The organism is Mesobacillus subterraneus (genome assembly GCF_020524355.2).
GTDB lineage: Bacteria > Bacillota > Bacilli > Bacillales > Cytobacillaceae > Mesobacillus > Mesobacillus subterraneus_C.
This window is the reverse complement of sequence record NZ_CP129019.1, coordinates 2,982,861-2,995,389: the sequence shown is the minus strand read 5'-3', so window position 1 is coordinate 2,995,389 and position 12,529 is coordinate 2,982,861. Positions and strand designations below refer to the sequence as shown.

The 12,529-nt window shown below is 45.9% G+C and carries 9 protein-coding genes and 2 pseudogenes; 6 read left to right on the top strand and 5 right to left on the bottom strand.

Annotation, left to right across the window (positions count from 1 at the left end):
- The first annotated feature begins 1 nt into the window (after position 1).
- The gene (locus LC048_RS15565) at positions 2-1,516 is read left to right on the top strand and encodes a class I adenylate-forming enzyme family protein (protein WP_226600072.1); all 1,515 of its coding nucleotides are present in this window, start codon (positions 2-4) and stop codon (positions 1,514-1,516) included.
- 197 nt (positions 1,517-1,713) lie between these two features.
- On the opposite strand, the gene LC048_RS15560 is transcribed toward LC048_RS15565, so the two are convergent.
- The gene (locus LC048_RS15560) at positions 1,714-2,733 is read right to left on the bottom strand and encodes an MFS transporter (protein ID WP_306048016.1); all 1,020 of its coding nucleotides are present in this window, start codon (positions 2,731-2,733) and stop codon (positions 1,714-1,716) included.
- A 360-nt stretch (positions 2,734-3,093) separates the two neighbouring features.
- On the opposite strand from LC048_RS15560, the gene addB reads away from it, so the two are divergent.
- From addB to LC048_RS15535, 5 genes and pseudogenes are all read left to right on the top strand, one after another.
- A complete protein-coding gene (addB, locus tag LC048_RS15555; protein ID WP_306048015.1) occupies positions 3,094-5,913 on the top strand; it encodes a helicase-exonuclease AddAB subunit AddB in 2,820 nt (939 codons plus the stop codon).
- Positions 5,891-5,962: pseudogene (locus LC048_RS15550) on the top strand (hypothetical protein); the annotation flags it as partial. The gene addB and the pseudogene LC048_RS15550, both read left to right, overlap by 23 nt.
- 62 nt (positions 5,963-6,024) lie before the next feature.
- Positions 6,025-6,669 carry a PD-(D/E)XK nuclease family protein gene (locus tag LC048_RS15545; protein ID WP_371931913.1) on the top strand — a complete coding sequence of 215 codons (645 nt, stop codon included), beginning with the start codon at positions 6,025-6,027 and terminating at the stop codon, positions 6,667-6,669.
- A pseudogene (gene addA, locus LC048_RS15540) lies at positions 6,662-10,450 on the top strand (helicase-exonuclease AddAB subunit AddA). Before LC048_RS15545 ends, addA begins: the two are co-directional and overlap by 8 nt.
- Positions 10,451-10,665: 215 nt before the next feature.
- Positions 10,666-10,974: an HNH endonuclease gene (locus LC048_RS15535; RefSeq protein WP_306048014.1), complete on the top strand. Its 309-nt coding sequence runs from the start codon at positions 10,666-10,668 to the stop codon at positions 10,972-10,974.
- Here the strand turns inward: LC048_RS15535 and LC048_RS15530 are convergent.
- From LC048_RS15530 to gerPC, 4 genes are all read right to left on the bottom strand, one after another.
- Positions 10,971-11,189: a spore germination protein gene (locus LC048_RS15530; RefSeq protein WP_226600082.1), complete on the bottom strand. Its 219-nt coding sequence runs from the start codon at positions 11,187-11,189 to the stop codon at positions 10,971-10,973. The genes LC048_RS15535 and LC048_RS15530 overlap by 4 nt on opposite strands.
- Positions 11,190-11,324: 135 nt before the next feature.
- Positions 11,325-11,717 carry a spore germination protein GerPE gene (locus LC048_RS15525; protein WP_371931912.1) on the bottom strand — a complete coding sequence of 131 codons (393 nt, stop codon included), beginning with the start codon at positions 11,715-11,717 and terminating at the stop codon, positions 11,325-11,327.
- Positions 11,717-11,896, bottom strand: coding sequence for a spore gernimation protein GerPD (locus LC048_RS15520; RefSeq protein ID WP_226600084.1), 180 nt, complete (start codon positions 11,894-11,896; stop codon positions 11,717-11,719). Before LC048_RS15520 ends, LC048_RS15525 begins: the two co-directional genes overlap by 1 nt.
- The gene (gerPC, locus tag LC048_RS15515; RefSeq protein WP_226600086.1) at positions 11,896-12,510 is read right to left on the bottom strand and encodes a spore germination protein GerPC; all 615 of its coding nucleotides are present in this window, start codon (positions 12,508-12,510) and stop codon (positions 11,896-11,898) included. Before gerPC ends, LC048_RS15520 begins: the two co-directional genes overlap by 1 nt.
- Positions 12,511-12,529: the final 19 nt, after the last annotated feature.

The following is a 12,529-nucleotide window of genomic DNA, read 5'->3' as shown; positions in this document are numbered from 1 at the left end:
GGTGAGGTGGGAGCTCGACTGGCTTGAATCTAGAGCGGGATTGACACCAGATGCAACTGCGATTGCTGATGCAGAGACGGGTCAGGAATGGTCATACAGGGAAGTCAATGATCGGGCGAAAGCAATTGCGGTGTGGCTTGGTGAAAAGGGTGTCAAAAAAGGCGACAGGGTTGCGCTGCTTGCGCCGAACGGAATCAGTTACTTTGATTTGCTGTTCTCCTGCGGGAAAATTGGCGCAATTTTTGTGCCGCTGAACTGGCGGCTATCCCTCGATGAGCTGGCATATATCATAAAAGACTGTGAGCCCAGGCTGCTGGGATTCCATTCGAATTTTACAAAAGAAGTGACGTTGATTTGGGAACACGAAGATCGTTGCATCCAAATCAATGGCTCACGCTACGACCAGCTGTTTGAGGTGAAGGTTGGTAAACTTGATGCTGAAAATCCTAAAGTGGATGAGGAAGACCCTCTGGCGATGATTTATACAGGCGGAACCACTGGCAAGCCAAAAGGAGCGGTTCTATCGCATCGGGCAATCATCTGGAACAGTATTTCCACCATCGCCAGCTGGAATCTGACGAATGAGGACAAGACGGTGACGTATTTACCTTTATTCCATACCGGCGGTTTGAACGCTCTTTCAATTCCTATCCTGATGGCAGGAGGTAAAATCGTGCTGGCAAACGATTTTAGCCCGGAAAAAGCGATCGGGAATTTAATAAGGTATAAATGCACAATTGTCCTTTTTGTGCCGACGATGCATCATATGCTTGTGAAATCTGAGCAGTTCCATGGTTCGGAATTTCAGGATATGAAATTATTTTTATCTGGAGGAGCGCCGTGTCCGCTCGAAATATATGAAGCATACAAACAGAAGGGTATCCCTTTCAAGGAAGGATATGGATTGACGGAAGCAGGCCCGAATAATTTTTACATTGACCCTGCAGAGACAAATGTAAAAAGAGGCTCAGTCGGAAAACCGATGCTATTTCACAATGTCAGGATCCTGGATGAAGACAGAAACGAGACAGGTGCAGATGAAGTTGGTGAACTTGCCATTCAGGGGAATCATGCTTTTTCTTATTACTGGAAAAATAAGAACGCGACCGATAGCACCTTGAAGGACGGCTGGCTCTATACAGGTGACCTGGCGAAAAGAGATAGAGATGGATACTACTACATTGTCGGCAGGAAAAAAGAGATGATCATCACCGGAGGGGAAAATGTATTTCCGCTCGAAATCGAACACTGGCTCTGCTCGCACCCATCCATCCAGGAGGCGGCTGTTGTCGGGGTAGCAGACGATAAATGGGGTGAAGTAGTAACGGCCTATATTGTCGTTGATGAAGGAGCAGCTTTGTCTGAAGGTGAAGTCAAGCAATACTGCAGGCAAAAACTGGGCAGCTATAAAGTCCCTAAAAACATTTACTTTATTAGTCAGATGCCGAAAACACATGTCGGGAAAATAGATAAGAAACTGTTGAAGGAAATGTCAGGTGAGATCAGCGACCGGTAAGTTAAAAAATGGGATTTAGGAATATATCGGGATTTTAAGGAATAAGCAGCGAAGAGTCAGGAATATATTAAGATTTTAAGGAATAAGTGACCATGATTCAGGAATATATCAAGATTGATAGGAGTAAATCCGAAGTTCAGGACCAAGTTTACTTGTCAGGGATTCAATCTGCAGCCTGAAACAATTAAAAAGGCATTTCAGCCAGCGTTTGCTGACTGGAATGCCTTTTTTTGAAGCAATAGGCAGATTAAGATATTAAATGCGAAAAGTGAAGACAGTAAAAGCATCACTCCGCTGAATGGCAACAGGGCTGCGACCGGCGGTGCGAGACTTGCGCCTGTCAGCAGGATGAATGAATACAGCGACAATGCTTTGGCACGCTGGCTGCTGCCGTAGCCGCCAATCAGGGTAATGACTGTCGGGATGGTGAGTGAAATCGATGAAACAAAAAAGATAGAGAAGAATATTAAGGCTGCGGTGCTTTGGAAGAAAAGTAGCAGGAACGCGCTAGTTGACCCGATGGCCAAACCGAACATCATTGTTCGCAGCTCGCCCCATCGATCGATCAGTTTACCTGTGAAAAGGGAGAGAGAAGCACCTAACAATCCGACAAGACGGATTATCAGCAAGTCTGATTCAGGACCGTTAAAATAGCGGCCAATTGCATCATAGAATGCGATAATTGCAAACAAAAGTGAGAATGAAATACTATAGCATTTCATCAACCGAGAATCTTTTAACAATTGAAAAAAGAGACTCCATAAAGGCTTGCTTTCTACCATCTGTGGTGGTGATTCATTCAGCAGGAAAAAAGCAGCAGCAAACAGAATAAAATAGACAGCTGAAAAGAAAAAGAAGACGCTGTTCCAGGATGAAACCTCGGCAAGAAAGTCACTGGCAACCTGCCCAAAGATGCCGGCGATTAAAAATCCAGTATTAATCAATACAACAAGGATCGTCCTCTGCCGAAAATTAAAGACATCATAAGAGTAGGCGAAAGCAACTGAAGCGAAAGTGGCAAGAGTGATCCCCTGCAGGGAACGGGCAATCCACAAACTGAGAGATCCGGCAGAAAAGCCGACGGCCAATGTTGTCAGTGCGGAAGCCAAAAGTCCGAACACGAGGATTTTCCTCCGGCCTGTAAAATCGGATACAGGTCCGAATGACAGCAGTCCGCAGGCATAGAAAAAGGTAAAAAGCCCCCCCAGCGAGAACAACGTGAGATTCGGCGATTAATAGGTCTTCCGCAAGATCGGAATAGATTGGAATCAATGTGTAGATATTGCTTGCGACCATGATGGCGCAGAGTGTCAGAAGGATGGAAGCCTTGTGAAAAAAGGACATGGATTTCATGGATATCACCTGCCATCACTACCATATGCAGCCAGAACGGATTTTGCAGGTTGTTTTGGGAAAAATTAACGGGCTTCCTGCTTCCAAAATTGCCTCCAAAAAAGGTATAATGAAAGGTATATAGAACAATCGTTTGGTATGAAAAGGCGCAGGAAATAAAGCGCCTTTTTCAATTATAAATGGGATACAGAGATAGATATTTTAAGAGAGAAGGGGGAAGTTAGATGTCTGTACGTTTATTGCTCGGGCGCTCTGGAAGCGGCAAGACCGAGATGATCATAAATGAAATCAAGGACAGGCTCATTACCGACCCGCAGGGGGATCCGGTCGTTTATCTTGTTCCTGAACAAATGTCATTCCTTTCCGAATACAGATTGTCCACTGACCCTGAGCTTGGGGGAATGATCAGGGCGCAGGTATTCAGCTTTCCGCGCCTTGCATGGAGAATCCTGCAGGAAACAGGCGGATTTACTCGCCAGCATTTGGACAGTGTCGGGATCAGCATGATGATTCGTAAAATTATTGAGGATAAAAAAGATGACTTGAAAATCTTCCAAAAGGCTGCGGATAAGAATGGTTTTGTCCAGCAGATGGAGCAGATGCTGATTGAGTTCAAACGATATGCGATAAACCCGGACGAGCTCGCTGGAAAAATGGAGGAAAGCTCTGCGGGCAATAAAGCGCTGAAGGACAAAATCCATGATCTTGAGTTAGTCTATCGTCAATTCGAAGATGAATTATTCGGCAAATATATCGATTCAGAGGATTATTTTAAATTGCTGGCAGAGAAGATTCCTGCCTCGCAATATTTGAAAAATGCAGAAGTATACATTGATGATTTTTACAGTTTCACTCCCCTTGAATTGATGATCATCGACCAGTTGATCGGCAGTTGTAAAAGGGTGACGATTGCGCTGCCCGTCGATCAGGGTTTCAAAGATGCTCAGCCTGACGAACTGCATTTATTCAGGATAACTGGAGAAACCTGCTCAACCTTGTATGACATGATTAAGACAAAAGGCTATGAACTGGAAGAAGACGTCTTGCTGACAGAGCAGAAACGCTGGCAGGATGAATCCCTGAAGCATCTGGAAAGAGAGTTCGATACAAGGTCGGCGGTCAAATACAACGGTGAGTCAGCGATCCATATCGCCCAGGCTGCCAACAGAAGGGCGGAACTTGAAGGTGTTGCGCGCAAGATTCTTGGACTTGCCAGGGATTATGGGTACCGCTACCGTGATATGGCGGTTTTGATGAGAGGCAGCGAATACCGCGAAGTGCTTGAAACGATTTTTGATGACCATGGACTTCCTTACTTTATCGACCAGAAACGGAATATGCTTCATCATCCATTGATTGAGCTGGTCCGTTCCAGTCTTGAAACAGTGTTGGGGAACTGGAGGTATGAGCCAATTTTTCGTGCTGTCAAAACGGATTTACTATTCCCGGTCGGAGTGAATCTGAACAAGATGCGCGAACAAATGGATGTGCTGGAAAACTATGTACTCGCATATGGCATCCAGGGGGATAAATGGACGAAAAAGGAACGATGGAAATACCGTAGGATCCGTGGTCTGGAGTATGACGGATTGGCCCAGACGGATGCAGAAAAACAGACAGAACAAGAACTGAATGATCTGCGTCTGTTGATTACTTCTCCGCTGCTGCGGATGGCTCGCCGCCTGAAGAGGGCTGACACGGGAAGAAAACTTTCGGAAGCAGTCTATCTATTCATGGAAGAGCTTGATATCCCAGCTAAGCTCGAGGCATGGCGAATGGGTGCCGAACAGGAAGGCAGACTGGTAGAGGCGAGGGAGCATGAGCAAGCCTGGAATGCAGTGATCAACCTTCTTGATCAGTTCGTCGAGATGCTTGGTGACGCAAAAGTTCCGCCAAAAAAGTTCGTGACGATTCTTGATGCTGGCTTTGAGTCTTTAAGGTTCTCTCTCATTCCACCGGCAATTGACCAGATATTGGTTGCCGACCTTGAAAAGACAAGGCTTGCCGATGTGAAGGTCGCATTTGTCATCGGCGTCAATGAAGGTGTCCTTCCAGCGAAGATGACAGAGGAAGGGATTTTTGCGGATGATGACAGGGAGCTTCTGCAGTCAAAAGGAATGAAGCTTGCCCCAAACAGCCGTACGAAACTTCTGGACGAAAACTTCATTGCTTATAAAGCATTTGTGACACCGTCAGAACAATTATATATCAGTTATCCAATCGCCAATGAAGAAGGGAAAGCTTTGATGCCATCTTCATTCATCAAGCGGATCTCTGAGCTCTTCCCGGAACATCAAACGCATTTCTATCTGCCTGATCCATCCGAATTGCCGGAAGAGGAACAATTAGAGTACGCTGCTGGTGAAAATGTCGCCTTATCTTATCTGACTTCACAGCTTCAGTTGAAGAAGCGCAACTATCCTGTCTATGATTTTTGGTGGGATGTGTACGATTATTATCTAAAGAATCATCAATGGGCTGATACAGCAAGCAAGGTTCTTTCAAGCCTATTTTACGAAAACAAGACGAAGCAGTTGTCCGAAACAGTCACGAAGGAGCTTTATGGTGATGAAATCCAGGCGAGTGTCTCAAGGATGGAGCTCTTCAACAGCTGCCCATTCTCTCATTATGTCCAGCACGGTTTGAAGCTGCGCGACCGCCAGATTTTCCGTCTTGAGGCTCCGGATATTGGCGATCTGTTCCATGCTGCACTGAAGGAAATTGCCGAGACCGTAATGGAGCAGAATCTCAGCTGGGCCCAGCTTACAAGAGCGCAGGCTGAAGGACTGGCAAGGGATGCAGTCCAAAAGCTTGCTCCTAAATTGCAAAATGAGATCTTGATGAGTTCGAACAGACATCATTATATCAGGCAGAAGCTGCAGAATATCATCAGCCGGGCGTCACTTGTTTTAAGTGATCATGCCAAGGTCAGCGGATTTTCACCAATAGGCCTGGGAGCTAGGGTTCGGCCGCCAGGCAAAACTTCCTCCGCTAGCCTTTTCGCTCAAAAATGGCACCAGGATGGAACTGATGGGCCGGATTGACCGCGTAGATAAAGCAGAGGACGAAAAGGGGATGTACCTTAGGGTTGTCGATTATAAATCCAGCGTGAAGGATGTTAACTTGACGGAAGTATATTATGGTGTGGCCCTCAAATGCTCACCTACCTGGACATTATCATTACTCATTCCCCGTTGTTGGTCGGCAAGCCTGCTGACCCAGCGGGAGTCCTTTATTTCCATGTCCATAACCCTATTGTCAACGCATCGAAAATGCTGACTCTGGATGAAATCGAAGAGGAAATCCTCAAACGCTTCAAAATGAATGGATTGCTGCTTGGTGATGAAAATGTCATCAGAATGATGGACAAAGGGCTTGATACAGGAAGCTCGCAGATTATTTCCGCAGGTTTTAAAAAGGACGGAAGCCTGCTGAAAAGTTCGAAGGTGGCCAGCAAGGAGGATTTTGATCACTTGCGGCAATTCGTCCGCCACAAATATGTAGAGACAGGAAACAGGATTGTAAGCGGAACTGTCGATGTCGCGCCGTATAAACTCAAGGACAGGGCTCCATGTACATTCTGTTCTTTCAAGCCGGTCTGCCAGTTTGATCAAGCCGTGGAATCAAATGAATTCAGGAAACTTCCGGTCATTAAAAAGGAAGACTTGCTGGCATCACTCCGTCAGGATCAACTTATGAAGGCAAAAGATAGCTTGCCTGGAACAAATGATGTATTAGAAGAAATCAGGAAACTGGATATTCTTGCATCAATGGGAGAGGAGGAAGAGGATCTTGGCTAAAACGAATATACCGCCAGTGCCGGAAGGGGCAACATGGACGGAAGATCAATGGAAAGCAATCATGGCGTCAGGGCAGGATATTCTTGTCGCAGCGGCAGCAGGGTCGGGAAAAACTGCCGTTCTTGTCGAGCGGATCATCAAGAAAATCACATCAGAAAACAATCCGATGGATGTGGATGAATTGCTTGTTGTGACATTCACCAATGCCTCCGCGGCTGAAATGCGTCACAGGATAGGGGAAGCGCTGGAAAAAGCGATCGACAGCAACCCGGTTTCAACACATTTAAAAAAGCAGCTTAGCCTGTTGAACAGGGCTTCCATTTCAACCCTTCACTCCTTCTGCCTTGATGTAATCAGAAAGTATTATTACTTGATCGATGTAGATCCTGGTTTCAGGATTGCTGATCAAACCGAAGGGCAGCTGCTTAGGGATGAAGTGATGGAGGAACTGTTCGAGGAAGAATACGGAAAGGCAGACAACCAGCACTTTTTCAACCTGGTAGATGCGTTCACGAATGACCGCAGCGATGAAGGGTTGAAGGATATCATTGCTGACCTGTTTGATTTCGCCAGATCCAATCCTTCACCTGATGCCTATCTTGATTCCATCGTTTCAATGTATGACGCAGCAGGCAGTTCAGCTATGGAAGATCTGCCCTTCATGAAGGTCCTCATTGCGGATATTGAGCTGCAGCTTCAGGGAGCTAAACAGCTTCTGGTAAAAGGGATGGAGATTGCCAAAATGCCAGGGGGACCTGCTCCAAGGGTGGTTAATTTCACAGAGGACCTGCATGTAATTGATACTTTGCTTGCTGCAAAAGACAGATCATGGGCAGAGCTTTATGAGGCGATCCAGCTCGCCAATTTCGGCAGGGCGAAAACTTGTCGAGGGGATGATTTCAACAAGGATCTTGTAGACAAGGCAGCAAAGCTAAGGGACAGGGCAAAGAAAATCGTCCAGGATCTGAGAGGGGAATTATTCTCACGCAGACCTGAAAGCTTCCTGAAGGATATGCAGGAAATGAAGCCGTTGATCGCTGTCTTGATTGATCTTGTAAAAGAATTCTCGCGCCGGTTTGGAGAAGTGAAGCAGGAGCGTGGCCTCGTCGATTTCTCTGATTTGGAGCATTATACACTTGATATTCTGACTGTTAATACGGATGTGGAGGGAGTGGCGCATCCAGGACAACCTGAACCTTCAGAGGCAGCACTTGCTTATCGCCAGAAATTCAAAGAAGTCCTTGTGGATGAATACCAGGACACGAATATGGTCCAGGAAGCAATCCTCCAGCTTGTGACTGCTGAAGGAGAAGAAGCAGGCAATCTGTTCATGGTTGGCGATGTAAAGCAATCAATCTACAAGTTTCGTCTTGCTGAGCCTAATCTGTTTCTTGGAAAGTACAACAGGTTCACATCCAGCGGAGAAGGAACTGGGTTGAAAATAGACTTGGCCAAGAACTTCCGGAGCCGCAAAGAGGTTCTTGACGGTACGAATTATTTATTCAAGCAAATCATGGGGATCAAGGTAGGCGAAATTGATTACGATGAAAATGCCGAGCTGAAAATAGGAGCGCCTTATCCTGAGGATGACGAGTTCCCTGTAGAGCTGCTCTTGATTGATAAAAGCGAGGCTGAATCCGCAGAAACAGAGTCTGGGGATGAAACGGCAGAAGGTGAATTCGACGCCGATGATCTTGAACAATCTCAGCTCGAAGCAAGGCTGATGGCCAAGCATATTAAGGGTATGGTAGAGGAACGACGGGGTGTATACAATCCGAAGACAAAGACTTCTAAGCCCGTCAATTACCGTGATATCGTCATTCTCCTCCGCTCGATGACATGGGCGCCTCAAATCATGGAGGAGTTCAAGCAGCAGGGCATTCCGATTTATGCGAATTTGTCGACTGGATATTTCCAGGCAACAGAAGTAGCAATCATGCTTTCACTGTTGAAAGTGATCGACAATCCTTATCAGGATATCCCGCTTGCCGCTGTCTTGAGATCCCCGATAGTAGGGCTGGATGAAGAAGAGCTAGCCATCATCAGGGTCAGCCAGAAACGCGGTTCCTTCTATGAGGCATTGACTGCTTTCTGTCTTGAACGGCCATTGCCGGAAAATGAGCACTTGCATGAGAACACAAGTCGCTTTTTCGAAAGCTTGAAAAAATGGAGAACCTCAGCAAGGCAGGGGTCTGTATCCGATTTAATCTCGCAATTGTACAGGGAAACCCGTTTCTTCGATTTTGCCGGCGGGATGCCAGGAGGCAAGCAGCGCCAGGCAAATCTGCGAGCGCTCTATGATCGCGCCAGACAGTATGAAGCCACTAGCTTCCGCGGCCTGTTCCGCTTTTTGCGCTTCATTGAGCGGATGAAGGGAACGCGGGGATGATCTCGGTGCTGCAAGAGCTCTTGGAGAGCAGGAAGATGTGGTCCGGATCATGACAATCCACAGCAGCAAGGGGTTGGAGTTCCCGGTTGTCTTCGTTGCCGGCCTGCCCGGAATTTCAATACGATGGATCTGAAAAAATTCTATATGCTCGATAAAGAGTTTGGCTTTGCAGCTAAATATATCAATCCGGAGAAGAGGATTTCCTTCCCATCCTTGCCGCAGTTGGCATTCAAGCGCAAGAAGAAGATGGAAATGCTGGCAGAGGAAATGCGAGTATTATATGTTGCCTTGACACGGGCAAAGGAGAAGCTCTACTTGATTGGGTCGGTCAAGGATGCAGAAAAGACGATCAGCAAGTGGCAGGACGAAGCAAGCTATCCTGAGTGGCTGCTGGATGAATATTCAAGAGCTTCAGCTTCAGGTTACATCGACTGGATCGGTCCAGCGGTGATGCGCCACCGGGATTGTGACTATATCCGGGAAAGTGGAGATAACCTTCATCCGGCACTGGGTGAGGATATTATTAACCATCCTTCCCGCTGGAAAATTGAAAGCATTAAAGCAGAGGAAATCGCTTCATATTCTGATGAACAATCCGAAGAGCACGAAAGCTTGATGGACCTTGTTGCAGCAGGGAAGCCGGTAAACAGAGACTCAGAATTGGCAGAGACAGTGAACAGGCAGCTTTCATGGAATTATCATTTCAAGGAAGCAGCAAACCACCGCTCCAAGCAGTCAGTTACCGAGCTGAAACGCAACCACGAAACAAGGGATGAAGAAAGCGGAACACAGATTGTCAGAAGGTTTTCAAAACCAATCCTCAACAGGTCAAGATTCATGCAGGAAAAGAAACTCACACCTGCAGAACGCGGAACCGCGATGCATATGGTCATGCAGCATATTAATCTGAACCAGCCAGTGACCGAAGCCACTCTCGATCTGCAACTGGAGGAGATGGTAGTGAAGGAGCTGCTTTTCCCTGAGCAGCGTGATGCTATTGATAAAAAATGGATCCTTGCCTTTTTTGAAACGGACATCGGCAAGCGACTGGTATCGGCAGAAAAAGTCAGCCGCGAGGTACCGTTTTATCTGTCATTGCCGTCAAAGGAAGTTTATCCTGATTGGCAGGGAGAAAACGAACCAACCTTTATCCAGGGGGTAGTCGACTGTATTTTCCAGGATGAAAAAGGAACCGTCCTGCTGGACTTTAAAACGGATGGCATCCATGACCGCTATAAAGGCGGGTTCGAGCAGGCAAAGCCTATTCTGGAGGAACGATATCGAATCCAGATCAGCTTGTATGCCAAAGCAATTGAACAGGTGTGGAAGCAGCCAGTTGCGGAGAAATACTTATATTTCTTCGACGGCGGGCATCTGCTTGAACTGGATTAACTATAAAGAAATGTTAAAAACCGGCGGGATGTGAATAATAATCCTGCCGGTTTTTTAGTTTGTATTGTAGAACTTTCGATTGTAGGGCTGTGTCAGCCATACGGAAGGCGAAGAAAGAGGAAAGTGTCCGACAGGAAGGCTATATCTGATAAAGGGAATGATAGCATCCCAGTTTGAGGACCAGAACCAAATGACAAATGGCAGGAGGGATCACCGTGGCGAAGAAAAAGCAATCTGGCACATGTGAGTTATGCGGCAGGGAAGAGGTGGAGGTGACCATTCACCATTTGGTTCCTAAAGAAATGGGAGGCACTTTCTTGGCAACAGCCAATCTGTGCATTCCTTGCCATAAACAGATTCATGCTCTGTTCACGAATGAGGAGCTAGCATCGGGATTGAACACCATTGAACTGCTTCGTTCCCATCCTGAATTGCAGAAGTTTTTGAAATGGATAAAAAAGCAGCCTTCTACAAGGCTGCCGAAAATTACTAAATCTAATGCGCGTAAACGAAATAAACGCTAGTTATTACCTGCTATCGGCTGGTCAATCAAGTTGGCATCAAGAACATTGCTGGCACTTAATCCGTTATTTGTAACAATGAAACCACCAGTGTTGAATCCTCCCTGACCAGCGACAGTTTTTGCACTGCTTTTTGGCGAGATGAACAGCGTGTCGCCAAACTGCACCGTCCCGCCGCCAACATTCAATATTTGCACAGGACCTATTATTGCTGGCATTGAAAACATCCTTTTCTGTTAATCTATTTGGTGATATTCACAACCGGTGAAGTTATGAAGCGCGTTCTGGGCTAAATAAGCCCATGAGTTATAGACAATAGAAACTAGGTACATTCCATCGGGCGAACAAAGAACTTACTTATTTTGCTCTGGCCGCGGCAGAAGCTGTCGGATATGCTTTACCCTAGCCTCCAAAGAAATATCACAGCTATTTCCAAGATGTACCACTGAGGATGAGGATACACCGAGTATATCGATACTCCTAACCTTAATGAATGGGTTTATATTATGCACTATAGAATTATTAACGGTTGTTTCTTCTAGTTGGAATGGAATTGGCTCTGAAAAAATTGGGTAGGCAGTAAACTCACCTTCATTATCATAAAAAACTTCCGCTTCTCTCTGCACTGCCAGGGCTCTTGAAAGTCCCTGGATTTGCTGAGAATCTCCAATCTGGAAAACCGAAGAGAAGATAACGGAGTCAATCTTTATTTGATCAACGCTTGCGACTCTGTTAAGCATCATCATCAAACTTCCGGTGAAAGCGGGACAAATGGCCCGACAATAAGTGACTCAGCCGGAGTATCGAAAGTAGATGCCAGATTGATGCTATCTGCATCCCCGACCATTAACAGCGAGGAACTTGATACACCGATGATCCTGATGTCCCCTACACAAATATCCCGGTTATAGACTTGAAAATTCATTATGAATTACCTTCCTTTACGTTATCGGGCAGATTTTTAAGGAACAGGAACACCCCATTCTGGATCTCCTGCTTGAGGACATCGATCACCTGTTCAGTCATCTCAGAACTGATTTCAGTACTATTGTGATTTGATGATCTCTCTTGTAAATGCGTTGAAACTCTGCCAGATATCTGTTTTTTAATATCTTCTTTTATAAATGTGAAATAAGAATCATCGACACTGATTCCGAGCTTCTCTTGTGCCTCACGATAAATACTTTCTAGATCTGTTTCGAGATAGTGGTGAAGTGCAGTTTCAATTTCGATTGTTCTTTTAAACAACTGCTTCCCTGGATTGGGTACATTGACGGTTTTTTGATCAACTGAGAAATCATCGATTCCTTCCAAGTCAGTCGGGTTCAGGCCAATATTCAAAGTCCCTTCAAGGGTTTCAACTTTCAACTGGTCGAATTTGTACTCTATATTTCCAATTTGAACTGGGGGACGTTCCTTCAATACCGCAATTTCTTGCTTCATATCCAGAACCATCTTCTCTAGTTTGGCAATCTTTTGGCTCTGGTGCTCTACATATAAATGCATCTTTTTTACGTATTCATAAAATTCAGCATTCAAATTGAATCACCTCGATTCG